This is a genomic window from Novipirellula artificiosorum (genome assembly GCF_007860135.1).
GTDB lineage: Bacteria > Planctomycetota > Planctomycetia > Pirellulales > Pirellulaceae > Novipirellula_A > Novipirellula_A artificiosorum.
In genome coordinates this window covers 174,430-200,053 of sequence record NZ_SJPV01000007.1, presented here as the reverse complement: position 1 = coordinate 200,053, position 25,624 = coordinate 174,430, and the positions used below count along the sequence as shown (strand labels likewise).

The following is a 25,624-nucleotide window of genomic DNA, read 5'->3' as shown; positions in this document are numbered from 1 at the left end:
TTGCGTCCGACCATGACCATTGTGGGGATCAAAACGAAGTTTGGCACTCCTTTCGCACCTTCACGTCAACGCTACCCCCGAAATTGAAAACAATCCTTCACTCGAAAGCTGCTCATGTATCGCTTGATCGCCGTCACGCTTTGTCTCACGATTTCGTTCACTGGATTTGCCCTCACCGTCCATGCGCAATCTGGGGGCGATTCCCGTTCGGACACGGGCCCTGCCCTAGCAGTGGCCATCGACCGATCGGTTAACCGCGGGATCGATTTCCTCCAATCACGCGGTCAGGCAGCGGATGGGTCCTTTAGCGGAGAAACGGGAGCTGCGGTGACGGCGCTTTGCGTTGACGCCATCTTGAAGAATCGGCCTCAAGCGATCCACGATCCGGTCATTCAGAATGCGCTCAAGTACCTCGAATCAAAGTTCCAAGGGGATGGTGGGATCTACGAAACCGGTTCGTTGCATCAAAACTACGAAACCTCGGTCGCCGTCGGTGCTTTGGTGCGATCCAACCGAGACGGCCAATACGACAGCGCCCTCAAACGCGCCGAGTTGTTCTTGAAGGGAATGCAATGGGACGAAGGAGAAGGCGCCGAAACGTCCGATACGGCCTATGGTGGTGCGGGATACGGCAAGCACAAACGCCCCGATTTGTCGAACACCTCCTTCTTTCTCGACGCGCTGCACGATTTGGGCAACGGACCTGAGGATGAAGCGATTCAAAAAGCGTTGAAGTTCGTGCTGCGAACACAGAATTTGTCAGACGAAGGGAACGACACGGACTTTGCAGGCAAAGTGGGGGATGGTGGTTTTTACTACACGCCGGCCGCTGGGGGCCAAAGCATGGCCGGAGAAAGCGATTCGGGCGGTCTGCGGAGCTATGGATCGATGACCTATGCCGGGTTGAGGAGCATGATCTACGCCGGCTTGACCGCCGACGACCCACGCGTCCAAGCAGCCATGGAGTTCATTCGCAATACCTACTCGCTTGAGAGCAACCCTGGAATGGGGAACGCTGGCCTTTACTACTACTATCACACGTTCGCCAAAGCACTCGATGCGGCAGGGGTGGAAGTGCTGGATGACGCCGCTGGCAATCCCCACGCATGGCGAGCCGAGTTGGCGAATACCTTGATCGCTCAGCAACAGGATGACGGATCGTGGGTCAACAAGAAAAGTGACCGCTGGATGGAAGGTGACCGGCAATTGGTTACCGCCTATTCGTTGCTGGCCCTGGCCTATTGCCGGCCCAATTAGAGAGGGATGGCTGTTTGAGTTCAAACTTTGCCGGTTGGCAAAGGTCCCCCTATTTTTCCGAACGCGATAACTTAGGCGAATTCGAAGTGTTTTTCCTATTCTATGCTTTGCCGAACTGCGAACATCGCTTCCCCCTCGGTATCTGGCACAGTCGCAACGCCTGAATCGCCGATTCTGACAATGGCGTTTAATCGCTTTGGCGCGGTTGTGGCCAGAACGTAGGCATAGGAGGCCGACTGATGAAGACCAGTTTACTGAAGTGTGTGGCGATCGCGCTGGGATTGTCCGTCGGGATGACGGTTGGCTCGGCTGTCCAAGCCCAGAATGCGGCACAGCCCGACGGCTATCAGCCACCATCGAAATGGAGTCGATTCAATTCGGTCAAGTCAACGGCCAAAAACGTCTTACAAACGATCTCAACGGCCGCAAATCAGGAAACAGCAAGCGGCGACGAAGGCCAAGACGCGGAACTCGCCGAACCGACCGATTCGTTCAGTGAGTTGCCCTCGCCCCAACGGAACTCGCCCCCTACGGAACAGCCAACGTCGCCGCCCGAGGCAGAGTTATTGCCGCCTGCAATGCCGGTCCCTGACCCGCAAGCATCCGGGACTCCGAATGACGAATCGCAGGCCACTGCATCACCAAGTGATCAGATGCCGCATCCGGAAGCGGTTCCGATGCCGGGACAGGAGATGGTTTTTCCAACGACTCACGACGGCAGGCCGTTCCAGCCTTTGCAATCGCAGAACGGCGTTCCGATGCAGCAGCTGGGACCGCCCCCAATGGGGCCAACGCCAGCGATGGGGCCACCCTATCAACCAGCTCCACACTTTGCTGGGCCGGCATACAATCCCGCGTCCAACTGCGGCACTCCGACACGTCCTCCCCTGAACCCCTGGTTTGGCGGATTCAATGTATTGATGCTGGACGTCGAAGACCATTCCGATCGCAGCATTTTGGCTTGGACTGCAGATGGCGCCAAAGCGTTAAACCTGAGTGAGGTCGATTCGGACAGTGGTGCGGCATTTGAGATTTTCGGCGGCCGTTACCTCGACGACGCGCGATTTGGATTGAGCGTTAGCTACCTGTTCTTTGACCCAAGTAGCGAAGAGTCGCGGATCGCGCCCCCTACCGCTGGCGATTACCATGTGGCGATCGATGCCTGGGACGCCATCTCCATCGACCCCACGGGTGGAGCTACGTACGATACCGTGTACAACCACATGGCGTTGGCAGACGCTTACCGATTGCGTCGCGACATGCGTTTTCAGGGCGTGGAAGTCAATCTAGCCAGCTTTGGCTTGATGGGCGCACAGCGGGCTGCTGGACTGTGTAGCGAAGGCAGCGCAGGCACGGGACTCGGCGCAGCCTTGGGACTCAATAGCGGATGCTATGGGTACGGTAGCTCGACCGGCCCCCTTGTCCGCAGCACCACAGGCCGTGTGCGAGTGCAAACGAGTCACGGATTCCGATGGTTCCAACTTGAAGACGAGCTCGAACTCGCGGCCAACGTTGACGGCTTAGCAGGCTTTGCTGCACAAGACCTCTACAGCAACCTCGATATTGACAACAACTTGTATGGTTACCAATTTGGTTCGCGATTGACCTATTGCATCGGCAATCGATTCCACTTGGGTCTGGGGGGAAAATTCGGCATCTATAGCAATGATGTCGAAATGCGGCACCGTATCGGTACCACCACCGTCGATGCCCATGTCACCGGCTCGACAGCCGAATTGATCAACACGGAGTCCTCCGATACGTCGATTGCGACGATGGGAGAGTTAGACCTCGGATTAGGTGCTCGGCTGAACAACGCATGGACGCTTCGCGGTGGCTATCGATTGATGGGCATGACCGGCGTTGCGACAACGGCGGGGTCGCTCGATCATGCCTACGACAGCGTTGAGTCGAGTCGCCAAATCGATGCCAACGATTCGCTAATCCTGCACGGTGGTTACGTCGGACTCGATTTCAACTGGTAGGACGACGACTCGTTTGCCTTGGATCTTCGCGATGGCGTTGCCATCGTCGCCCACAAAAACGGCGACCGCTCGCAACCGCAGCGGTCCGTCGCCTAACACGCTTCGATCAATCGTTTCGGATCCCTTCTGGCCCGAAACGGTTGCGATCGTATCGGCAAAGTATTGAATTTCGATCGAGTCGGCACCTTCGCATTGGACATCGACAACGGATCGAAGGGATTCCTTGGGATCGAACTCCGTTTTCAAAACGGGAACGGCAAAATCGCCCGGCGCCTCGAAGGATTGCGAAAAACGCATCATCGGTTCAGCGGGATGGTTCCCCGAGACCGCAACCGCGATTTCCAGCTCTCCGGACAACTTCGCAGGGAATCGCAGGTTGTAGTTTTGCAACGGGCGTGCCACCTGCATCATTTTTCCATTGACGAATAGCTCAACATGATGGGCTTTTGTCGGCTTGGGGTTCGCATCCACCGAGGCGGTTTTTTCGCTACGACGAATTCGCACGGTGTTCACGAGTTGTGCATCTGCGCCCACGGCCGACTGAAGCGACATGTCCACTTGATCCACTGGCGGTCGAGCAAACGGTTGACACAGCGGATCGCCAACAATCAGCGTTTGGTAAGGTGACGTGATCGACAAGTAATACGCTTCGATCGCCGTGACCCCTTCCGCATAATAGGCGTACATCATCGGATGAGGGAACTTGAACTGCAACGAGTAAGGTTCCGTCACCGAACCACTACTCATCACGGCCCCCGCATGCAGTAGCTCGTTCAGTTTCGTTTGCGATGAGGTCGTGTAGGCCGCTCCGAGACTCGTCAAGTTCTCTGCGATCGCCCCTGGAGCGAAACTCCATTTCTTCGTTAGCAAATCAAACGTCGCAGTTCCCAACATCAAGCCGTTCACCCGGTTTTTACCGGTCGGCAACGAGCCACGAGTGATCTTAGCCGTCTTGCCCTGTTCGGCGAGGTAGACAAGGGCGTCGGCGAAACCGGGCATTCGTGTCGTGGTGCGGACGTCACCCGTCAGCGAAAAAAGAAACTCGCCGTCGGGATACGTTCGGTCGCACGTTGCAGAACGATCAAGCACGTCGACGGCTTGACGTATCGAACTGCCATTGGGGTAGACTGCGCCCAACATGCACGACATCAGATACGAGACGCCGCCTTGGTTGACGGGGACCGCTTCACCCGATGCCATCCACCCGCGTAAGGCAGAGAACCCCACCGGACCTTGCATTGAGATCGGCATGTTGGCCATCCCTTCCATGGCCGCTGCGATCTCAGGTTCAGTCGATAGCTTTTTGAGTGCCGGGGTTTCCTTGAGATAGCGTGGGTAACTCCAACCCGCCGCGATTGCCTTCTTCAGCATCAACAAGGCTGCATCCTGATCATCGGCCGCGGAATAGGCTTCCGCCGATTTGATCGCAACGGCACTCAATGTCAAATGGGAACCGTGTAGCCGTTTGAGTGTCTCCGCAGCCTGCGGGGCATCGCCGCTTGCCATCTCCGTGATGGCCTTGTCAAACTCCTCTGCTTCCGTGCCGGAGAACGGATTGCGAAAGGTTCGGTCAAACTTCCCTCGTGCGTAGAGGTTTGATTCCCACCCCAAATAGCTGAATTGGTCTGCGAGAATGAACCGGTAGAAAAAGGTCAAACCGGTCAGCGAGGCGGTCGGCAACTGATACTTTTTAGCGGTCGAATCGTCCAACTTTGCGGTATGCTCGTCGATCTTCACTGCCGCAGGAAAACCTGCCGAGTAGGCGATCACCTTCGCCTGAGCAGCCAATCCGCGTTCATCAAGCGTCTTGAGGATGGGCATCAAGATCCGTTCCTTGAAGTCTAACAATTCAATTGTCAAACCCTTGGGGACGTCGTCGAGCAGAATGACGTTATTGGTGGGAATATCGCGAAGTTCGCAGTAGTGGTTGGCCAGAGTACGAGAAGGAACCGAGTCGGCGTTTACGACGACCATCACATTCTCGGGGACGACACCCGCCCTAGCAGCCGGTGAAAGAACGACCGTCACGACGAGCGAGCATCCGATGGCCAACCCTAAAGCGGGCGCGAGTAGAAATTTCAAGAAGAAATCCTTGATTCGAGTCAAAAACATACGCCATAAATGTAGTCTATTTTCGAGCATTTGTATCGGGTCCCCTCAAACCAGGCCGTACTGCGAGGACGAGACCTACGGATGCCGACCCCTTTCCGTCGTTCAATCCCCTTTTGTTTGGCCACCGAAGGCGATAGTTTCATAAAAGGTGGGCACGATTTTGGTTGCCCAGCTATCCGTTATCTGGCGAATGCACGCTGCCTAAACGAAGGAACCGAACCGCTGGCCGAAACGCAACCCCAATCGCTAATCGATCCGTCGTTCCTGTTCCGATTCGAGGTAACGCTTTGCCATGATGAATTGAAATGGACAAGCAAAGGCTTGTCCCTCGACGAACGTTGTCGACTGCCCTCGTTCGGGGCGTTAAGTGGTCGCAAGGTCTTTGCCGATGTTCGCATGGCATGGAATGCATCGGGAATTGGAATTCACGTCAGCGTGACCGGCAAACGACAATTGCCATGGTGCCGTGATTCACGACTCGACGACAGCGATGGATTTCATCTTTGGATCGACACGCGGTGTAGCCCCGGAATCCATCGTGCGACTCAGTTCTGCCATCGTTTTCTATGGATGCCATCAGGAGGTGGCGCGAACCGTGAACGGCCGGTTACCGCGTGGATTCCAATCAACCGAGCCAGAGCGAACCCAAAACCGATTCCCTCGGAATCGCTGAAAATTGCGGCCTACCCTCGACACGATGGGTACCTGCTCTCGGGTTTTATCCCCAGCGAATCGTTAACCGGTTACGATCCCATTGATCAGCCACGCGTGGGGCTCTACTACGCCGTCGTCGACCGCGAATTGGGATGGCAAACGCTCGCCTTAGGACCGGAATACCCGGTCACCGAGGACCCGAGCATGTGGGGCGAGGCACGTTTGGATTCGGAATCACGGTAACGCGACTTGACTGTGATGCCGCAGGTAACCCAGCAGGTCTCGGATTTCTTCGCGAGAAAGCGTGTCAAGCATACCTTCGGGCATCGGTGACTTGTCGGTGATCTTTTGATCTTCGATGGTGTCTTGATCGAGCGTCACCGATTCGGTGTTGGTTTGAAGCGTCAGTGTCCGATCGGATTGATCGGTCACCAGCCCATTGAGGACACGTCCGTCATCGAGGAGCAGGATAGACATCCGAAAATCTCGGTCCACGACACCGCTGGGGTCGACAATGTTGCTTAGCAAGTAATCCAAGTTGTTTCGGTTCGCTCCCGAAAGGTCTGGACCGACTTGGCCGCCTTCACCATAAAGTCGATGACAATTTTGGCAGTGTTTTACAAACAAGGCTCGGCCACGAGGTTTGTTGGCTTGCAACAAAACCTGGTCACTTAAGCTTTCCTTTAACTCGCGAATGGATTGCAGTTTCTCTTCGGGCGTGTCATGGACTTGCCCCCAGACTTCGACAATTCGATCATTCAGAGCACTCGATTGCAGGCTCTGGATCTGACGAACGTGGAACGCAGAAAGGTCCGCACGTGGAATTTTCCCCTGCTCGATCGCCTCGAGCAGTGCCGTTGCAAAGGACGGTCGACTGGCCAACAGCGAAATGATCTTTGGCTTCTCCGGCCCTCGAAACGCGCCGTACCGACGAATCAATGCGATCGCCACCTTGGGATCGTCAAACAGGGCCAAACCCTGCGCCGCGATCACGTTCATCCGAGCGTCCGAAAGCAATGGTTCGCAGATGCTGCGCAGATCCTTTGGGCGTATTTGAATCAAGGTTTCAAGGGCTGACAATCGAGTTTCGTAGGACAGTGAAGAGGTCGCATCTTTCATGCTCCCCAAGGCAATTCGCTTCAAATCCTCGATGGCTCGGCCCTCTCCAAACACGACACTCAACTCGCGAATCAACGATTGCAATCGCTCCTCTTTCAATGCCACGACTTGCCCCCAATGATCTGGCCTTGGTGCGTGTTTCCAGCCTTTCAACCCTTCGGCAATCCCAGTCAATACGGTTGACTGGTACGCGACGTCGGTGGCACCCGTGACGCTGACAAGCAACTCGTTCACCGCATCAGGCTCTCGTTCAATTTCCTCGGCTAAGCACCGTGAGATCAATCGCAACGTCGTTGGCAACCGGCAAGGAGTGGCAACGTTGACAAGATCGGTTGCTTCGTACTTGGCGACCGGAATCAAGCCATACCAGATCATCAGTGGCAAATCATGGTCATCGGCGTCGACTCGATGGGCAACAAGTTCGCGAGCCACCGCAGCGCGACAATCAACAGGCATTCGCTGCAACGTTGACGCCAAGGTTAACCGCACGGAACTGCTGGACTCCTCGCGGGCAAGCTGAGTAAATCGATCGAGCAAATCGACTCCCATTCGATGGAAGCCATCCGACGCGGTGCCACCTTTCCAATCGGGACCATAACAATCGTCGATTGGCCACGGTTCACTCAGCAGTCGAATGGCCCAACTCCGCAAGGAAGGATCGGGATGATCAAGCTGCTCAACCAAAAACTCGCGGTCAGTCGCACCACAGGCATGGAGTGTCAACAAGGACTGAACGGCAAAGGACGATTGCATGGATTCCGCGACAACATTCTGCCGTAGGATTGCAAGACAAACCGCCAAATCCTGACCAGCGATCGAACGGCGTATCAATTCCATCCGCGCTTGCCTCCGCTGCCAGCGATTGGTTCGAGTGTGGGCCACGGCCAAATCGATCTCGGACCATTTGCGGACATCGACATCAAGTCGGTCTCCATCCGGAACACTTGGCGAAGCCACTTTGTCGTGGATGACCTTATAGATTCGACCGCTTTGGCGATGAACGCCCGTGTGTTCGTGGCACTCGCCTGTATCGGACCAATCGAGCACAAAAACGTTTCCGTCCGGGCCAGTGCAAAGATCCATCCCACGAAACCAGGGATCGGCGGCGAGCAGAAAATCGTCTTCGTGCTTCAAAACATAACCACCACCGCTTCGCTCAATACGTTCGACATTCGCGCGGCGGCCATGAAAGTTGAGCGTAAAAAGCTTGCCGCTGTACGTTGTCGGCCAACGGTTGCCCTGATAAATCAACGTTCCACAGTGGGCATGCCCGCCACCATAGGGGTTCGCGGCTCCGTCGCGTGACTTGGTCCAATTTTGTCCGCTATCAAAGTGCCAATGGTCCGCATGAAAATCGATCAGTTCGTAGCTACGACGATTCGGGTCAAGCGTGAAGGGACGCGTAAAATGAGCACCAGGGATCATGTGCCAGAGGTGTCCGTTGACGGTATTGCAAAAGAACAACTCACCGACCTCATTCCAATCGTGGCCCCATGGATTGGTTGTTCCCGCCGTCAGCACCTCAACATCGCCTCGAGTCGGATGATATCGCCAGATCCCACCCTCGATTGCACAGCGGCGGTTTTCGGCGGTTCCCGGCTTACCAATTTTTCCGGGGCACGACCCGCCGCATCGACCGTACAACCAACCATCAGGTCCAAAACGGATCCCGTTGGCAAAATTGTGATAGTTCTGCTGAGCGACCGTGAATCCATCGAGCACGACCTCACCGGGACCATCGGGAACGTCGTCATGGTCGCGGTCCGGAATGAAGATCAATTGCGGAGGACACATCAACCAAACACCGTCATGCCCGACCTCAATGCCCGTCAGCATTTGCACGCTGTCTGTGAAGACCGTTCGTTTTTGGAAGGAATCCCCTTTCGTGTTGTCAAAGATCACAACACGGTCACGCAGATCGAGTTGGAAACGCTGTGAACGTTCGGCATAAGTGAAGTTCTCAGCAACCCAAAGCCGACCACGACTGTCCCACGCCATCGCGATCGGATTCATCACATCGGGCTCAGCGGCAAAGACCGATGCACGAAAACCCTGGGGTAGCTCAAACGCAGCGGCGGCCGCTTCAGCACTCATCACGGGCGCGGCAGCATCCGGCTCGGTGTTGAACGGCACAGGAAACTCGTCTGCCGACCAAGCCGATGGAATGAAAAGCACGAGCGCCACAAACGAAGAAGCCAAAATGACGGTGCGAAGCGGCATGGATGAGGAGTCGCTAAAGGATGAGGAAAGTCTGAGAGACAGACGCGAAATCAATTGGAGGATCGACAAAACGCTCTTTAGGGGTGCGTCAAGATCAAGAATTAGGGTTAAGGGGTCAGGAGTCAATTGTGCGAAGCACCCAAAGGGCCGTTCCGGCAATTGACTCCTGACCCCTTAACAATCCGAGAATCAAGTTTTGACGCACCACCAGAGTACCACGGGCAACGCCCTGGATACACCGTCCAAAAGATCACCTGCGCCGAACTCAAAACTATGCGGCGTCGAGCCCCGCCTGAGCTCGCACGATCTGGATGCTCGAGTCTTGCACCAAATTGACTACCTGCGGAGGACCAGTTCGGGAGGGGCTGGACCACATCTCAATTGTCGGCTTGTCGAAGGCGGCACTCGTGGCTCGGATCGTACGACCAACGCATCCATTGCTCAGCTGCACCAAACTACCGAGCGGATGCAGTGACGTGAGTTCCAACAAGGAACGAACAACCTTGGGATCAAATCTTTGTTTCTTCATCTCGTCAAGAATGGCTACCACCGCATGGTATCCCTGAATCGCAGGTCGATGAGGCCGATTTGAAACCATGCCAATGAACGCATCCGCAACCGAAGCGATTTTTGCAAGCGGGTGAATTTCATCCGCCGATCTGCCGCGCGGATACCCGCTTCCATCACAGCGTTCGTGGATTTGGTAGGCCACCATTCTTGAATCCAGCGAAACCTGCTCGCCAAATTTCCCGATCACGTCGGCGCCACGAACCGGATGATCCGCCAATAGCTTCAGTTGGCCTCGAGTGAGCGGTTGATCGTTACCAAACAGCCCCGTTCCGACTGCCTTCATGCCAATATCGTGAATCATACAGCCGATTCCCAAATCGATCAGCGTCGCTTGGTCCAATGCCATCTGCGCGCCAATGGCCATGGCCAACGCAGCCAAGTGATAGCTATGCCGCGCTGGGTATTCGCTTTCATGCGGCGAACAGGCCAAACAGACCAACGCATCCACGTCTTCCATCATCCGACGCAAAATATCATGACACGCCTTGTGCATCGGAGATGCCGACTTTTGAGGGCTGCGGATCGCTTCGGAAAAGACATCACCGATGGCGCCAATCGATTCCCCCGACTCGGCAGCCCAAGCGATTGTCATGTCGTGGTCGTAGGGACAGTCTTCGAGCTTGCAAACGCTCGACGCGAATGCAATCTCATTAGCGTTGACCGTCGAGGGGCTGAGGTTTTCGATGCACTGGTCCAACAACAACGTGTGCTCGTTGATAGCGTGAGAGCAGACGTAGCTGTGGGCCGCCGGAACCGTGGTGCTGCGTCCCTGTGGCTGAAACGAGGCCAACACGGCGACATCCTTTTCGGACAAAAACAACGAGCGGATATCCCGCGTTTGTAAGTGTCGGAGAAAGTCCTCCGTAACCTCGGTTCCCTCGGTCAACAGCTTAACGCGAGGATTGTCTGGATCAGGAATGGCTGCTTGCAATCGAGCGCCAACGACAAGCGTATCGATCGAAACTCTACAAAATTTTGACATGGGGCAGTCCAAAAGGGATTCAAAGAGGAGGATCAAGTTGCGTCGATTCACTCCTGCCCCAGAGTAAACCTTCGTGGCTACGGGAATCGAAATCGACCGATACCCTCTCCGAAGTTGAATGACGCAGTGACTTTCTGTCCCAAATGTGACGTATTTGCGCCAATTCTAACGTGTCACCTGCCTCGACGCCTGTACGTTTGTCTCGAACTCTGGGGTTCGCCAAGACTTGATCCAGCTTTCGAAAAGTGAGTCTCATTGAATCGCACCCTTAGCGGCGCAAATCCCGATACCGCTCTTGACCCACGGTTTCTTCTTCAGGTACCAATGATCGCGAACGATTCCGGGCTTAGCCGTTCCCGGCTTAAGCCCCACCTCAACAAGCTCAACCATGGAAGGTTGCTCCTATGGCCGATGCCAGCCGCGGCGTCCCCTTGCTGGACGTCAATCGCGACAATCGCCCCCACCGCGAAGAATTCATTGAAGCGTTAACAGAAGTGGTCGACAGCGGCCGGTTTCTGTTTGGGCCCGACGTCACGGCTCTCGAAAATGAAATTGCCACGTATTGTCAAGTCGACAATGCGGTTGGATGTGCCTCCGGTAGCGATGCGTTGCTACTGCCGCTGATGGCATTGGGGATCGGCCCCGGCGATGAAGTGATCGTACCCAGCTTCACTTTTTTCGCATCGGTCAGCTGTATCACACGACTTGGCGCGACGCCGGTTTTTGCGGACATTTGTCCTGACACGTTCAATATTGATCCCGAAGCAATTCGCGCGGCGATCACGAGTCGAACCCGTGCGATCATTCCAGTGCATCTGTTTGGCCAATGTGTGCAAATCGACCGAATTTGCCAAATTGCCGGCGACCGGGACATCCCCGTCATCGAAGATGCAGCTCAAGCGATTGGAGCTGCCTACCATTCTCGTCCCGCAGGCAGTTGGGGATCCGTTGGATGCTTCAGCTTCTACCCAACAAAGAATCTTGGTGGGATGGGTGATGGAGGCATGATGACGGCGACCGATGCAGGCACTGCCGATCGATTGCGATTGTTTGCGGGCCACGGCATGCGACCACGCTACTATCACCAAGTGGTCGGCATCAACAGCCGTCTCGATACGTTCCAAGCGGCAGTCTTGAGGGTCAAGCTGCGTCACCTATCGGATGCGGTTCAAGACCGCCAAACCAACGCAGAACGCTATTCGCGATTGCTGAAGGATTCCCACTTGGTGGCCGCCGATCAAGTCGTTTTGCCCACGGTGGATCCCAACGCGTTCCATGTTTGGAACCAGTATTCGATTCGTGTTGGCGAGGGCCGACGCGATGCCCTTCGAGCTTACATGAGTGAACGCGGTATCGGCAGCGAGATCTACTATCCGGTACCGATGCACCAGCAGGAATGCTTCACGCATTTGGACTTCGACCGCGACGCGTTGGCGGAAACCGAGCGAGCGAGCCAAGAGATCTTGAACTTGCCAATTTTCCCATCGCTGACCGAAGCGGAACAGTCCCGCGTCGTCGATTGCATCAGTGGCTTCTACGCGGCCGGCGCCAAAGCGGCGGCATAATCGATCGGCCGAACCGCGACGTCAGGCTTTCGAGCCTGACGTTTGGGTTGAAGCGAACGGCCCCACGCTGAGGAACTCCAACGGGCTCGCATCATTGCATGTCCGTTAGAATGACTTTGGTGCCGTAACGTTTGCCCTCCCGATAAATGATCATCGGGATTTCTTTGCCAATCGGGGTTAATCCCACCTGCGCGACAAGGTGGTCGTCGTTATCGACCGGCTTCGAGTTGAATTCAACGATGATGTCGCCTCGCTGTAGATGAGCCAATTCGGCGGGCGACCCAGGTCGCACGTTCTTGACGAGTGCCCCCCCCTTGGCTGCATAACCGGCCGCCGCAAGATCGGCGACCGAGAAGACGGGGTCAAGTGTAACGCCCAAATAGCCGCGTTGAAGCTTACCGTGCTCGACCAGTTGCCCGGCCACTTCCATCGCCATATTAATTGGAATGGCGAACCCAATACCTTCGCTGCCGCCACTGCTGCTAGCGATCGCGGTATTGATCGCGATCACCTCACCTCGAAGATTCAAAAGTGGCCCGCCACTGTTGCCGGGGTTGATCGCCGCATCGGTTTGAAAGAAATCCTGCATCTCAATGCGTTGTTCTCCCAACGATAAGTCACGCCGCCCCTTTGCGCTCAGAATACCGAACGTGACGGAGTGGCTCAATCCAAACGGGCTGCCGATCGCAATCACAAAATCACCAATCTCGGCTTCATCACTGTGGCCCATCCTCGCAGGAGGCAAACTCATGTGAGAGACCTTCATCACCGCCACGTCGGTACTGGAGTCGGCCAGCACGCGTGTCGGATGGAACTCCTTGCCGTCGCTGGTTCGCAACAAGATCTCGCTCGGCGACGCCCCGACAATAACATGCCGGTTGGTCATCACCCACGTGTCGCTGCCAATCCGCAGGACCACGCCCGCGCCTGCCTCGTCGTAGGACTCGTTCTTCTCCGTTTTGTGCGCTTCGATGTGAATGACGCTCGGCTTGACCAAGGTGGAAACGCGTCGAACCAAATTGCCCAGCCGATCGAACATGCTGAATTCTTCAGCGAGTTCGTTAAACAAACGCTCGCGCTGTGCGTCAATCATCTGTTGGCTCGGCTCTTCGACCGCCGGCCGTCGCACGCTGACCGATCGACCCTCCGAGTCCGCCGCACCAGCGCTCGAAGCAAGCGGGTACTGCGCCGAAGCGGTTGATGCACTCGCCAAGGCAACGCACAATGCGATCGAAGCCCCACGTAGTGGTTTCCGCGAACGACCGCGGCGAAGCATGCCACTGATTCGCCTGATCAGGCCTTGCCGTTCCGAAAGGGAACGGAAAACCTGACCACGTCGGTTTTGATCGGAGCTTAAAACCATGGCGTCGCTAACGGGAAGGGGGAATGCGAGAGGGAGCGTTCATCGATCAGGGAGCGGATGACGACGTGATTCTATGCATCGTCTGCTTTGCGGGGCCAGCTTTGCGTTTTGCTAGCGTGGCATCCCTTCGCGGACCAAGTGTCAAAATTGTCACCGTTGGCGCATTAAAAACGGCCGGACTTATCGCCCGACCGGTGGAGACGAGTAACGCTCGATGCGGAACTTCAATCGTCGTGGCCGTTACAAACGCCCACGCTTCCGACTCAACTCCGATCCCTCGACCGTGATTTAAACCGAGTCCACTTCCATGTTGTCAAACACGCGATTCCAACTGGCACCACCGCTATCGTCACTGGACAGTTCCGATTTTCGACGGCATCCGATGCAATCGGTGGCGTAGGGCACCGCTCGCAAGCGAGTCAGAGGAATCGGCTTGCCACAATCAGTGCAATTACCGTATTCGCCTCGCTTCATCGCCTCAATCGCATCCTCAATCGCGGTCAGCTCGCGACTTTCCACTTCGAGCAATTGGCTGTTCAATTCATCCTGCACGGTATCGGCAGCAGCATCCAAAACGTCCCCCGTCTTGGTTTGATGCAACTCTTGCAGCAGGCTTAAGTCGCCCGCCAGAGCCCGTCGAAGCGCATCGCGCCGCCGCACCAAGGTTTCGCGTAGCTTCAAAATCGCGTCTTTTCTGGCCATTACTGTTACCTCCACAAAAAGTGCACCACGGGACCACCGCCGTTGAGCGGCCGGATCCCGCAATGACTCACTGATGAAACGTGAATCTTCTCTAGCTGTACAACTCGTCGCAACGGACAACGCCCGACCCGATCGGCGGCCCAATCCAGCGTTAGGAACACTCAATTTCAGCGTCTCCCAGTTCACCGGAATGTCACTCAGCCGAGCACCATCACTGTATAGGGTTGTCCAGGACGCCTTAAAGCACATTTCATTCCGTTCTCGCCAAAAACATTTGCGGCCGCAATCCTTGCAAGCTAGTTCTCTAAGGGCACCGTTCGGTCCAATCATAGAAACCTTGTCTCGGATGTCTCTCTTTTCATGCCGATTTCTGCTTGTTTTTCTCTTTCAATGCCAAGAAACGCAGGATTAGGCGGACTTTTCCGCTAACGACACCCCCGAAAATTCTAGTCTCAGCGGATAGGACATTTGCGGAAATACATGGCCCAAGCGCCTCACAAGCAGCCCCACAGAGGGGTGCCCCCGCTGCCGTCTTGGCGTTTTTTAATCCAGCGGTGCGTGCAAATTTGACACAGGTCGTGCAATTTAGCTAACCGGGAGCAACGGTGTTGTCCGAAAAAGAGAAAGTGCACAACCACGCAAACCGGAAGACCATGCGCGCTGGCGTCTCGCCTGACGTGTTGGTTTTGGGAATGCTGTCGAATCAATCGGGTTCTTAATCAAGGGACATGGACGGTGAACACGGACCACACGAGCGAGACCGCTCCCTTTCAAACCAATGCGTTCGCACTGGGCTCATTTTCCGATGACCACTTTGCAGTCCCCCTTGTCATGCCTCCGTCGATGCCGGAATCGTCTCAGAATGTCGCCGCCTCGCCATTAGCGATCGAATTCCGTGTGACGCATTCGGGGTCGCCGACGCGACGACTAAGGCTGACGGGGAATCGCTATACGTTTGGAAGTGCCCCTGGGTGCTCAATCCAATTGACCGACCGGACGCTTCGGCCAATGCACGCCGTGTTGATCCGAGATACTCATCGAATACTGGTACGGGCCTATTCGGTACCTATCGAAGTCAACTCATTACGCACCACAGAAGTCACGCTGAAGGTCGGCGATGTGATGCGATTGGGCAGCTACCGTTTTGAACTGCTTGGCGGCCCCGCCGGGGCCAGTCCAACCATCGATTCCAACGCACCTTTGTTCGCAGATTCCACGACAAATATGAATGTCGCGATCGATACAGCAGGATCGATCGGCGGGATCCAGCCCACTCTCGATAACAAGATCCAAGAAAGCTTCTTCGCCGACCGAATTCATACCCCGCCGCGATCTTCCGCGGTAGAATCCCCCGCTCCCGCAGTCCAATCATCGTACCACGACGAGATTTGGCGTGACCAGTTGCGTCGTGAAATCGAACAGTGGCGTCGCCGGCAAGAGGATTTCGAGCGACGAGAATCGCAGTGCACCGACCGTGAATCCGAGCTCCGTAGCCGAGAAACCGAACTCTGGACGCGTGCCGAGAATCTGCACCAACGTGAATCCAACTTGTTGACACAAGAATCGAATACCCGTTCGATGCAAGACGAAGTCAGCCGCAGGTCGGCTGAGGTGGAACGCTTGCAAGAAGCCAACCTCAACCGGGAACAACTGTTTTCACAACGCGAAGCAGAATTCGAGCGATTGGAGTCTCACTATCGCCAGCAAGTCGAAGATGCATCGCGTCAGCTGGTTCAGTCACAGGAACAAGCAACGGCTGCAACCGATGCGATCGGGCGAATGCGCGAGCAATTCGCTGAATTGCAACAACAGCTTCAAACGTTGTCGACCAACCAAGAACAACTACAGCAAGAAGAAGCCAACAACCGCGAAGAGCACCGTCGCATTCAAGCCGAGTTGGAACGATCGCTCGACGAGGCGATCGATGAAAAGGCTCGAAGCGAGGCGAAGCGGCACGAAGCGGAAACAAGACTCACCGAGATCACCGCCCAATACGAAACGCGACTCGCTGAGGTAACGGCTGAGTACGAATCGCTATGCCAGTTGCGTGAAGACGAGCAACGCAGAATCGACGAGAGCGGTTCCGTTGCTCAAGCACTGCAGGATCAAATTGAGGACCTGCAGCAAGCCCTGCAGCGTACCAGTGACGATTCGGTTCAGCTCAGAGCCAACTACGACGAGGCCCGCGAATCGGTATCCCAATTAGAGCGGATGATCCGCAGCGGCGAAGAATGCCACAATGCCGACCGCGCAAGCTGGGTCGCGGAAGCCGATCAGTTGCAGCATAGCGTCCAAGAGTTGTCGATCGAGTTGGCCAACGCCAATCGAGAATTGGCAGAATTACGGGATGCGAACACTCAATTGGCGGAGCAATTGGATCAATTCCGCTATCAAAGGGATGCCGCGGTCAGCGAATGTGAGCAGGTCCAAGCCGAGTGTGAACGCGTCCGAGACGAGCGAGAACAGGAAGAGTACAAACGTCAGCGTGCGGAGACCCAACGCGATGAAGTGATTGCCGAGATGGAATCGCGTCCAAGCCGCGAGACCTTTCAGTTGCTATCCACCGAATTGGAAGTGGCCACCGAGCAAATCGCTTCGCTGCAAACTCAGTACGAACAAGCCGTCGCCGAGATGCATTCCCAACCGCCAGCCTCGGTCGTGGAAGCGGTATCGGAACCAGCGGCAAGGAATGAGAGCAGCTCAGCCGACGTCGAGAACGAGGACTTCGCGCGATGCGAACCAGAACCCCTTGCTGAACTGGAACAGCAGCATGGGTCAGACGTTTATGCGATCGCTAAGATCCCAGACAATGATAGGCAGGACGAGCAAGACTTGTTCCAACCGCAAGAGGCTAACGAGCCTCCTCCACAAGCCGCTAATGTCGTTGCACCCGTCGAAGTCGCCCCCGTCGAAAATGCCTCGATCGCAATCGAACCCACTGACGAGGAACCACCCACTGACGAGGAACCACCCACTGACGAGGAACCACCCACTGACGAGGAACCACCCTCTGACGAGGCGTTTGCCAGCGAGCAAGTCCGCAGCGACGAGGCTTTCCGAACCGATTTGGAGGGCGATCTTGAAGCGGAACTCGAAAGTGAGCGCGGTGACGTCGGTGATTCGGTCGAAGACTCGCCTTGGCAAACCCCCGCAAGTTTCGAAGCGATAGAGGCAGAAGACGTTGCAGCGGTCGTCGAACAGGAATCCGACGCCAATCTGGATGCTGCATCGGAACTCGAGAACGAGCCGGCATTGTCCGAAAGCGTTTGGAGAACTCCTTCCCTGGATTATTCCTCCGCACCGGAAGCCGAATACGAAGACTCCGAGCCAACCGCGTATCCGGCAAGTGACCACAACGATGTGGTGGCCCCTTGGAGTGAAGCGGAATCAAGTGAAGGGGATGACCATTCCGAGCCAGACCGCAGTGAACTCGGCTCGCTTGCCAGCCAGCTGATCCACGACATCGAAGCGTCGCGTGAGAGTGATTTGCAACAGGCCGAAAGTGACGAAACCGATCACACCAGCGCATGGTCGTTCGACGATTCCGATGAAGACGATTCCGATGAAGTCGAAGAACAGCAACATCACCTCGGTGAATCGGTGGAAGATGACGCGGCGTTCGCAACGGACGACGAAGACGCATCGATGGAAACAGACGAAGACGCATCAGAGGAAGACGAAGTTTCCCTGGATGACTCGCACGCGACCGCTCAAGACGCGGACACAGCGATCAATCGAGAGAGCGACGAGGACGACTCGATTGAAGCGTACATGAATCGGTTGCTACAACGGGTGCAAGGTGACACGACGACTGCCAATACGGTAGCGCCCCGACCGGCGGCATCCGCCGAGGGGACAAGACCAGACAGCCTTGGCAAACAATCGAACTTGTCGTCAACGGATACAGGCGACGTACCGAACTCGACGGATGCCCAGCCCGAAACCATTGACCCCTCCGAACCTCTGGTGCCACGTTCGCTGGCTCCCGAAAAGACCAGCAATTTATCAGCGATGAGGGATTTGGCGAATCATTCAGCTCGGACGGCAATTTCAAGAAGCGTCCGCATCCAGACCCGCGACACGCAACTCAAGGCGATGATGAAAATCGTCTATGCCGGCGTAGCGGTTCTTTGTGCCATCTTGGTGCTGGTCTTCATCCAAACATGGCTGAAGTATCCCGCCGCAGCGTCCATCGCCGTCTTTGCTGGGGTCTTCCTTCGCGAAGGACAACTGTTGATGAACGATGCAAAGCGACGCTTGCTGCAAGCCGAAGCCGACTTGGCAGCGGAACAGTATGGTCAAGAAGGTGAAGCGGACGATGCGGAGGACTTGGAAGATGCGGTCGCCAATGCCAACGATTCCCATCTTGCTCCCTAATCCATGTGTCACGATTCATCACCAGCCCGTTCCGACGCATCCGCGTCGCCAGGCGAGTCCACTTCGAATGGTCAGCCTGACCTGAACCTCGTCCGTACGGACTTAGCGAATGAGCGAACCTTGTTGGCCTATGGACGAACCGGGTTGATGGTTTCGGGGACCGGTGTGACGCTAATCAAGTTCTTTGCGGACCTGGACGTTCTGTGGCTTCTGGGTTGGGCGTTCGTCGTTTTAGGGCTCGCGGTCGGCTTTGCCGGAATCGCTCGTTTCGCGTCGCTTCACGCTCGGCTACATCGCCACGATTGATCAAGGGCTTACATTCCGCATTCACGCAGGAACCGGACGCTTTGCTTGAGCGTCTGTTCGTCGCCGATGATTTCAAGCGTTGAGCTATCGATCGGACAGTCCTTCAAGACATCGCAAACGCCCTTGATATCGATCACGCCCTCTCCCAGAGCGATCGTTGAAAATCCGCATCCGTACAGCGTTCCGCGCTTCGATTCCCACTCAGAGGCGAGGTCTTTCCAATGTACGTGGTGGATCTTGTCTTTGAACGTTTTTGCCATTTCGACGGGGTCTGCCCCCCCGAGCCATGAATTGCCCGTATCCAGATTCACACCCAATGCCTCGGGATGGCCGAGTCGGTCGAAGACTTCTTGCATGCCCGAAATGGAATCGGTGATGGGACCATGCGGTTCGAGCAAGACGCGAACGCCGTAGTCGCCAGCCATCTTCACTGGCATGTACAGTTTCTCTGCCATCACAAACACCTGTTCCCGATGCGACAAGCCCTTGGCCCATGCGGATCGAGGATCGGTATCGGTTGTCACGATATCCTTGATGCCAATCGCAGCAGCAAACTGGATGGCTTTCATGATTTCTGCGGTGCCATAGGTTCCGGGGCTACTCGGTTCAAGAAGGCCCGCATGAGCACAAACCGCAGTCGGTTCGATCCCGTACCGTTCAAACATGCGACGGACTTCAAACGGGTTGTCATCCAAACTGACAGTGGGTGAGAAACCGGCGGTGCCGAGCATACTGCCGCCCGCATTGGTGTCGGTGATATCCGCGCAAGTGAAGCCCATCGCCTTGGCTCGCTGCAACTGGACCTCCACACTTGCAAAGGGTTCAATCAATAAAAAGACGCCTATTTTCATCTGCCAATTCCCTTTCGATTTGTTACAGCGTCCAAGGTGCGCGCATTTCGCGGCTGACCATGGACTTTGCTTGGTCGCTTCCACCAACAAGTCGTTGCTGGCTGGGATCCCATGTCACCCGCTCCCCAGTTCGAACCGCAATATCACACAAATGGCTCATCACATCCGAGCGCACCGCGTCTTCCACCGGACTGCTTGCAGGGTGACGGGACCGGATGGAATCCGCAAAAACGCCGATATGGTTGGCCCCGTTCTGGCCATGATTGTTGCTAGGGAGTTCCTCGGAAACCAATCCAACGGGGAAGGCCCGGATGGAATTGCGTGTCAACTCCAAGCGTCCCTCGGTACCGATGAATTTCGTGCTGTCCGACCCGGTCTTGAAAGTTATTTTCACGCCGTCGGCCATCCGCATCGTCATCTCCCAATTGAAAACCGTGTCGTACAGTCCCTCGGCTGGAATGTCTCCGGTGCCTTCGACGGTAAACGGTCCAGCTTGGTCGCCGTCATAGCACCACACGAGAATGTCCAAGGGATGCGCGCCCCAACCCGCCAAATAGCCGATCGATTGATCATAGATCCAATAGGTGCCGGATGGTTTGCAGCGATCCACCGTGTAGGGAGCCTCCGGTGCTGGGCCGAGCCAGCGATCATAGTCAAATCCTGCTGGCACCTTGGTCGCTTCGGTTGATCCACCGCTTCCTCCATTGGGAGCCTGAACTTCGATCGCTCGGATCGAACCCAGCTTACCGCTTCGTACGAGCTCGCGACCATATTGTTGGTGCTTCGCTTCACGCTGTTGCGTGCCATATTGAAAGATTCGCTTCTCTCGATCGAACACTTCCTTGCACTTCAAGTCCTGTTCGATGGACAGCCCCAACGGTTTCTCGACGTAGGCATCCTTTCCCGCCTTGGCTGCCATCAATGCGATCGGGACATGCCAATGATCGGGAGTGGCAATGATCACGCCATCGATATCCTCACGATCAAGGATACGTCGAAAGTCAGCGTAACCGTCGCCTTGGATCTTCGCCGCAGCGGAGTCGCGTCGCTGTTGATAACAATCCGAGACTGCCAAGCTCTGAATTCCGTTTCCAACCGGCGTTGCATTTCTCAAAAAGGTACCACGACCGCCGACGCCGATATGCCCCAAAGTGACCCGCTCGCTTGGCGGCGGCGTCTGAGCATCACCCAAGGCCGTCGATGGAATGATGGTTGGATACGCAAATCCACCAACGATCGTGGCAGCGCTGCTTTTCAAGACACGCCTGCGCGAGATGGTCTGGCGATTCATCATGAGTCCTCTGGTGACGATGGTGGGATAATGGATGGGGGCAAGGAAAACGAACGAACTCAGCGGTCCGTCCGATTCGCTGCTCAATAATCTAGCCGATTGCTCGGCTTCGCAAAGTTCAAAATCAACCACTGAAGCATTTCGAACTCCCTGGCCCGGATTATTTGTTGGAGTGGTAGGCTTTAGCCGATTGCGTTGCAGAATCCTCGTGCTAGACAGCGATTGACGGGTCACCAATAATCGCGGCTCAACAGAAGTGACTTGCTAAGGCGCCATCAAGATTCCAAACCACCGAGAGAAATGAGATGACCGATCGACTTTGCCGCTGGGGTTTTCTGGGCACGGCCGCGATTGCTCGAAAGAACTGGAAAGCGATCCAGTTAAGCGGCAATGGTCGCGTCGCGGCGGTTGCGAGCCGATCGATCGATCGAGCCAACACGTTCATCGAAGAGTGCTCGGCCGAATCACAGCAGTGCGAACCAGTCAACGCGATGGGCTGCTATGAAGACCTGATCCATAGCGACGAGATTGATGTGGTCTATGTCCCTCTGCCAACCGGGCTACGAAAGGAATGGGTCATCGCGGCCGCCGAAGCAGGCAAACATGTCTTGTGCGAAAAACCGGTCGCGATCCATGCGCAAGACGCCGCCGAGATGATGGATGCCTGCCGAGCTTCCAATGTCCAGTTCATGGATGGAGTGATGTTTGACCACGGGACGCGAATCACCGAAATCTGCCAGCAACTGCGGGACCCGAACACGATTGGAAAACTGAGGCGGATTCAAACACACTTTTCGTTTCCCAGTGATGATGCGTTCGAAGCATCGAACATTCGCGCAAATTGCGAGCTGGAACCACACGGCTGCGTCGGAGATCTCGGTTGGTACTGCATTCGGTTCACCCTCTGGTTGACGGACTTGCAGATGCCACACCATGTGTCGGCGCAAACGTTGACGGCGATCGGCGGCAAAAACGCAGAACATCAAGTCCCGGGGGCGTTTTCCGCCGAGATGTTTTTCGCCGACGAGTTGTCCGCTGCATTCTACTGCTCCTTTTTGTCGGGCAACCAACAAACGGCCATCGTGTCCGGCTCGAATGGCTACTTGTCGGTCAATGACTTCGTGTTGCCGTTTTATGACGGCCAAGTCCACTGGGGAAGACACGCTCATGACTTGCAGGTTGCCAATTGCCGGTGGAACTACCGCCAACGCAGCGAGCTGCACTCGATCGACGAATACTCATCGGGTGAATCAAATGCTCAAGAAGTCAACATGGTTCGGCGAATGAGCCAAATCGCGATCGATGGCGAGGTCGACGCTCGATACAGCGAATTGGCACTGAAAACTCAGCAAATCGTGGATGCATGCCGGCGCAGTGCGATCGGTGGTGGAGAGCAGGTGGCGTTGTAGCAGCGAAAAGTAATACCGAAAAGAAACACCGAAAAGAAACACCGAGCAGAGCCTACGACACCAACGCCTGGCCTGCTTGATCGACGCGACCCTCGCGGCGAGACGATGCGACCCGCCAATCCACGAGATGAACCTCGACCTTGCGGAACCCACGAAACTCGTTGATCACCGGACGATAAGCAATTTCGATGGGACCCTCCACTTCGTTCAATGCGTCGCACCAATCGCCGGCTCCGAAGGCGACCCCTCGAACCGTCTTGCTGCCTTGGCGTAGCTTGACGGCTAAATGACGATCCCCGCCCCCCATGCGGCGTGCGGGCTCATCAAGTACGCAATCGCCGCAGAAAAGCACAGGCCGAGGGTTGCCTGCGCCAAATGGAGCGAGCCTTTCGATTTGCTTAACCGTTTCGAGGTTCAATTGCCCCAGGGAAGCTTCGGCATCGATGACGATCTCGGGTGCAACGCCTCGCTCCTGCCATTGCTTGGTGATCGCTTCACAAAAATCGCCGCGAAAGGCATCGATCTGCTGCTCGTCGATCGTCAATCCCGCAGCCGCTTTATGGCCCCCAAAGCGAATCAGCCGCTCGCTACACTCGCTGAGAGCATCATGCAAATCAATATCGGTCCCCCCAACGCGTCCGGATCCCACCGCTTCTTTCTTGCCCGTCGCATCGAGCGACAGAACAAAAACGGGCTTGGCGTACTTCTCGGCTAAACGCCCCGCCACCACCCCAATCACTCCTGCATGCCAACCGACACCCGAGAGCACGAGCGCCGGGTCCAATTCGGGATCGAACTCGGCCTTAGCTTGCTTCTGCGCTGCCAGCGTCACGCTCCGCTGCAAGGTGTCGCGGTCACTGTTCAATTGGTGGATGTATTCAGCTAACGACACCGCCCGTTCGCCAGCCGGGGTCGTCAACAGTTCGACCGCCAATTGGGCTTGGCCCAATCGACCAGCGGCGTTCAGCCGGGGTGCAAGGGTAAACGCAATGCTCTCGGAACTCAGCGACGAAGATTGGTCGAGCTTGGTCACCTTCATCAATTCGGCCAAGCCAGGAAGCGGTTCCGCCTGCAGCATTCGCAGCCCATGCTCGACGAGCACGCGGTTTTCGTCCAACAAGGGGACGACGTCCGCGACGGTTCCAATGGCTGCCAATGACAGCGATTGCATTAAGTAGCGCCGCATCGGCTCGGTGACTTTTTTTGCCCCACACACCTGCTGGCACAACGCCCAAGCCAGCTTGAAGGCAACACCTGCTCCACAGAGTTCGCCAAAAGGGTAAGCCGTACCTGGCAACCGCGGATGAACGATTGCATCAGCCTTGGGCAGTTCTCCGTCGATCATGTGATGGTCGGTAATGATCAGCATCACGCCAAGGTCGCGACAAAGATCGGCGTGAGCTCGACTGGTGACTCCACAATCGACCGAGATGATCATCTTCTTGCCACGATCGGCCAATTTCCGAATCGCGTCCTCATTCAAACCGTACCCGTCTTCGAGTCGATTCGGAACATGGTAACTGACGTTGGCGCCGAGAAGACTGAGGCCATTGACGAGAATCGCCGTGCCGGTCATACCGTCCGCGTCGTAATCGCCATAAACCGTGATCGGCAACTTGGCATCGATCGCCGACACGATCAATTCCGTCGCCTTAACAACGCCCGGCAGCTCATTGGGATCGCGCAGGTTCGTCAGCTTGGTGCACAAGAAGCTTGCCGCATCCTCCGCGCGATAGATACCTCGGCTGACCAACAACTGTGCCACCACCGCGGGCAATCGCGCGGTCTTCGCAAGTTGTTCGACGCGAGAGGTATCGTGAGGAATGATCCGCCACTGGCGCTGCATCCTTGAACTCCAAAAGTAGCGAGAACGTCAAGCCGCGAAACGATCAAGTGCGTAGCATGCGGGGAGAGGCTATTTTTTCTTTTCAGCGTGCCAGGTGTGCTTACGAAGACGCGGGCTATATTTCTTCAGCCGCAGCTTTTCGCCACCTGCTTTTCGCTGCAAGGTGTAGTTGTAGTCGTTGGTTTCTTCGCAAACCAAGAACACTGTCTCCGCCTTTTTCTTGCTACGGCCTGCCATCGCGTCTTCTCTCTAAAAATTGCTGTTGAACGTTTGTCTATTCTGACTATTTGAAAATGGATGCATCCATTGACTGCGTTTGCCATCTTGCTCGTGGCTGGGGATTATGGCAGCCGATGCCACATTTCGACAAGCCTCCTTTTACTCGGCCATCCTCCTTTGCAGCAGAAAAAACGTCAATCGCCGTCCATGATCGCTTGCTTGATCGCCGCCACCATTCCTCGCCGACTGAACGTCGCGGCGGTCACCCGATCGACTTGCAAGCCAAGCGACTCCGCGATACGGACCGCCAAATCGATATCACGAACGCCCCGGAATTGGTTGGTTACCTTGTCCTTGAAGTAAATGGTATGGCTATCGGCTCGGAAACCCGACTCAAAATTGTCCGCCAATTCGTCAATCCATTGCTCGGGAACTCGATGGGCGCGGCAATGCTCCACGCTCCAAATATCGTCACCGGTGCATTCGGTTAACAGTGCTAAAGCTCGGTGACGAGCGATCTCGACCATAGTTTTGCCTGTTTCCTGCAGCAGTTTCCCCGAGCCCTGCGAAGAATCTTACCAAAAAGTGGCCCAACAGCCTACGTTTGGCGTTGACGACTCACCTTTGATTCGCGACATTCTTCGCTTCACAGGGCTTCGGCCTACCACGCCTCTTTAACGTGGATGTGATCCAACAAGTGGGAGAGCTTGCCACTGACGCAGGTCGGATGTCGATCGTCGACCCCGGAAGCGTTCAGGATCGGTGAGACTCGCCAAACCACCCGACAACACGAAAG

The 25,624-nt window shown here is 55.8% G+C and carries 18 protein-coding genes; 7 read left to right on the top strand and 11 right to left on the bottom strand.

Annotated elements, in window-relative coordinates; translation table 11 throughout:
- Positions 1-114 precede the first annotated feature (114 nt).
- Positions 115-1,257 (top strand): prenyltransferase/squalene oxidase repeat-containing protein, encoded by a 1,143-nt coding sequence (locus tag Poly41_RS19525; protein ID WP_146528412.1) that lies wholly within the window; start codon positions 115-117, stop codon positions 1,255-1,257.
- Between the two features lie 239 nt (positions 1,258-1,496).
- Positions 1,497-3,242, top strand: a complete 1,746-nt coding sequence (locus Poly41_RS19520; RefSeq protein WP_146528411.1) for a BBP7 family outer membrane beta-barrel protein — start codon at positions 1,497-1,499, stop codon at positions 3,240-3,242.
- On the opposite strand, the gene Poly41_RS19515 is transcribed toward Poly41_RS19520, so the two are convergent.
- A complete protein-coding gene (locus tag Poly41_RS19515; protein WP_146528410.1) occupies positions 3,198-5,324 on the bottom strand; it encodes a hypothetical protein in 2,127 nt (708 codons plus the stop codon). The genes Poly41_RS19520 and Poly41_RS19515 overlap by 45 nt on opposite strands.
- A 111-nt stretch (positions 5,325-5,435) precedes the next feature.
- Between Poly41_RS19515 and Poly41_RS19510 the strand changes: the two genes are divergently transcribed.
- The gene (locus tag Poly41_RS19510; RefSeq protein WP_231615785.1) at positions 5,436-6,251 is read left to right on the top strand and encodes a DOMON domain-containing protein; all 816 of its coding nucleotides are present in this window, start codon (positions 5,436-5,438) and stop codon (positions 6,249-6,251) included.
- On the opposite strand, the gene Poly41_RS19505 is transcribed toward Poly41_RS19510, so the two are convergent.
- The 3 genes from Poly41_RS19505 to Poly41_RS34210 all read right to left on the bottom strand — a co-directional run bounded on the left by Poly41_RS19505 (position 6,243) and on the right by Poly41_RS34210 (position 11,289).
- Positions 6,243-9,347 (bottom strand): PVC-type heme-binding CxxCH protein, encoded by a 3,105-nt coding sequence (locus Poly41_RS19505; protein WP_146528409.1) that lies wholly within the window; start codon positions 9,345-9,347, stop codon positions 6,243-6,245. The genes Poly41_RS19510 and Poly41_RS19505 overlap by 9 nt on opposite strands.
- Positions 9,348-9,618: 271 nt before the next feature.
- The gene (locus Poly41_RS19500; RefSeq protein ID WP_146528408.1) at positions 9,619-10,899 is read right to left on the bottom strand and encodes an HD-GYP domain-containing protein; all 1,281 of its coding nucleotides are present in this window, start codon (positions 10,897-10,899) and stop codon (positions 9,619-9,621) included.
- Positions 10,900-11,151: 252 nt separating this feature from the next.
- The gene (locus Poly41_RS34210; protein WP_197231459.1) at positions 11,152-11,289 is read right to left on the bottom strand and encodes a hypothetical protein; all 138 of its coding nucleotides are present in this window, start codon (positions 11,287-11,289) and stop codon (positions 11,152-11,154) included.
- A 14-nt stretch (positions 11,290-11,303) separates the two neighbouring features.
- Between Poly41_RS34210 and Poly41_RS19495 the strand changes: the two genes are divergently transcribed.
- Positions 11,304-12,464: a DegT/DnrJ/EryC1/StrS family aminotransferase gene (locus Poly41_RS19495; protein WP_146528407.1), complete on the top strand. Its 1,161-nt coding sequence runs from the start codon at positions 11,304-11,306 to the stop codon at positions 12,462-12,464.
- A gap of 91 nt (positions 12,465-12,555) precedes the next feature.
- Here the strand turns inward: Poly41_RS19495 and Poly41_RS19490 are convergent, their stop codons facing one another.
- Positions 12,556-13,557 (bottom strand): S1C family serine protease, encoded by a 1,002-nt coding sequence (locus tag Poly41_RS19490; protein WP_146528585.1) that lies wholly within the window; start codon positions 13,555-13,557, stop codon positions 12,556-12,558.
- Between the two features lie 558 nt (positions 13,558-14,115).
- Entirely contained in the window at positions 14,116-14,529 is a 414-nt protein-coding gene (locus Poly41_RS19485) for a TraR/DksA family transcriptional regulator (RefSeq protein WP_146528406.1), read from the bottom strand.
- A 735-nt stretch (positions 14,530-15,264) separates the two neighbouring features.
- On the opposite strand from Poly41_RS19485, the gene Poly41_RS19480 reads away from it, so the two are divergent.
- Together Poly41_RS19480 and Poly41_RS19475 are read left to right on the top strand one after the other, a co-directional pair.
- The gene (locus tag Poly41_RS19480) at positions 15,265-18,906 is read left to right on the top strand and encodes an FHA domain-containing protein (protein ID WP_146528405.1); all 3,642 of its coding nucleotides are present in this window, start codon (positions 15,265-15,267) and stop codon (positions 18,904-18,906) included.
- Between the two features lie 3 nt (positions 18,907-18,909).
- Complete coding sequence (locus Poly41_RS19475) at positions 18,910-19,212, top strand: DUF202 domain-containing protein (protein ID WP_146528404.1); 303 nt, start codon at positions 18,910-18,912, stop codon at positions 19,210-19,212.
- Positions 19,213-19,220: 8 nt separating this feature from the next.
- Here the strand turns inward: Poly41_RS19475 and Poly41_RS19470 are convergent, their stop codons facing one another.
- Together Poly41_RS19470 and Poly41_RS19465 are read right to left on the bottom strand one after the other, a co-directional pair.
- Positions 19,221-20,063 carry a sugar phosphate isomerase/epimerase family protein gene (locus tag Poly41_RS19470; RefSeq protein WP_146528403.1) on the bottom strand — a complete coding sequence of 281 codons (843 nt, stop codon included), beginning with the start codon at positions 20,061-20,063 and terminating at the stop codon, positions 19,221-19,223.
- Between the two features lie 22 nt (positions 20,064-20,085).
- Positions 20,086-21,486, bottom strand: coding sequence for a Gfo/Idh/MocA family protein (locus tag Poly41_RS19465; RefSeq protein ID WP_231615784.1), 1,401 nt, complete (start codon positions 21,484-21,486; stop codon positions 20,086-20,088).
- Positions 21,487-21,659: 173 nt separating this feature from the next.
- Here Poly41_RS19465 and Poly41_RS19460 point away from each other — a divergent pair, with 173 nt between their 5' ends.
- Positions 21,660-22,763: a Gfo/Idh/MocA family protein gene (locus Poly41_RS19460; protein ID WP_146528402.1), complete on the top strand. Its 1,104-nt coding sequence runs from the start codon at positions 21,660-21,662 to the stop codon at positions 22,761-22,763.
- 52 nt (positions 22,764-22,815) lie between these two features.
- Here the strand turns inward: Poly41_RS19460 and recJ are convergent, their stop codons facing one another.
- The 3 genes from recJ to Poly41_RS19445 form a co-directional block, all read right to left on the bottom strand.
- A complete protein-coding gene (gene recJ / locus Poly41_RS19455; protein WP_146528401.1) occupies positions 22,816-24,609 on the bottom strand; it encodes a single-stranded-DNA-specific exonuclease RecJ in 1,794 nt (597 codons plus the stop codon).
- 69 nt (positions 24,610-24,678) lie between these two features.
- The gene (gene rpmG, locus Poly41_RS19450; RefSeq protein WP_146528400.1) at positions 24,679-24,846 is read right to left on the bottom strand and encodes a 50S ribosomal protein L33; all 168 of its coding nucleotides are present in this window, start codon (positions 24,844-24,846) and stop codon (positions 24,679-24,681) included.
- Positions 24,847-25,022: 176 nt separating this feature from the next.
- On the bottom strand, positions 25,023-25,355 hold the full coding sequence (locus tag Poly41_RS19445) for an FMN-binding protein (RefSeq protein WP_146528399.1): 333 nt from the start codon (positions 25,353-25,355) through the stop codon (positions 25,023-25,025).
- Between the last annotated feature and the right edge of the window lie 269 nt (positions 25,356-25,624).

What these genes read in the sequence shown, in the direction of transcription:
- recJ (WP_146528401.1), bottom strand. Translation starts at nt 24,609, where the DNA reads ATGCAGCGCCAGTGGCGGATCATTCCTCACGATACCTCTCGCGTCGAA.
- Poly41_RS19500 (WP_146528408.1), bottom strand. Translation starts at nt 10,899, where the DNA reads ATGTCAAAATTTTGTAGAGTTTCGATCGATACGCTTGTCGTTGGCGCT.
- Poly41_RS19485 (WP_146528406.1), bottom strand. Translation starts at nt 14,529, where the DNA reads ATGGCCAGAAAAGACGCGATTTTGAAGCTACGCGAAACCTTGGTGCGG.
- Poly41_RS19505 (WP_146528409.1), bottom strand. Translation starts at nt 9,347, where the DNA reads ATGCCGCTTCGCACCGTCATTTTGGCTTCTTCGTTTGTGGCGCTCGTG.
- Poly41_RS19460 (WP_146528402.1), top strand. Translation starts at nt 21,660, where the DNA reads ATGACCGATCGACTTTGCCGCTGGGGTTTTCTGGGCACGGCCGCGATT.
- Poly41_RS19445 (WP_146528399.1), bottom strand. Translation starts at nt 25,355, where the DNA reads ATGGTCGAGATCGCTCGTCACCGAGCTTTAGCACTGTTAACCGAATGC.
- Poly41_RS19525 (WP_146528412.1), top strand. Translation starts at nt 115, where the DNA reads ATGTATCGCTTGATCGCCGTCACGCTTTGTCTCACGATTTCGTTCACT.
- Poly41_RS19510 (WP_231615785.1), top strand. Translation starts at nt 5,436, where the DNA reads ATGCCGACCCCTTTCCGTCGTTCAATCCCCTTTTGTTTGGCCACCGAA.
- Poly41_RS19520 (WP_146528411.1), top strand. Translation starts at nt 1,497, where the DNA reads ATGAAGACCAGTTTACTGAAGTGTGTGGCGATCGCGCTGGGATTGTCC.
- rpmG (WP_146528400.1), bottom strand. Translation starts at nt 24,846, where the DNA reads ATGGCAGGCCGTAGCAAGAAAAAGGCGGAGACAGTGTTCTTGGTTTGC.
- Poly41_RS34210 (WP_197231459.1), bottom strand. Translation starts at nt 11,289, where the DNA reads ATGGTTGAGCTTGTTGAGGTGGGGCTTAAGCCGGGAACGGCTAAGCCC.
- Poly41_RS19470 (WP_146528403.1), bottom strand. Translation starts at nt 20,063, where the DNA reads ATGAAAATAGGCGTCTTTTTATTGATTGAACCCTTTGCAAGTGTGGAG.
- Poly41_RS19495 (WP_146528407.1), top strand. Translation starts at nt 11,304, where the DNA reads ATGGCCGATGCCAGCCGCGGCGTCCCCTTGCTGGACGTCAATCGCGAC.
- Poly41_RS19490 (WP_146528585.1), bottom strand. Translation starts at nt 13,557, where the DNA reads ATGATTGACGCACAGCGCGAGCGTTTGTTTAACGAACTCGCTGAAGAA.
- Poly41_RS19475 (WP_146528404.1), top strand. Translation starts at nt 18,910, where the DNA reads ATGTGTCACGATTCATCACCAGCCCGTTCCGACGCATCCGCGTCGCCA.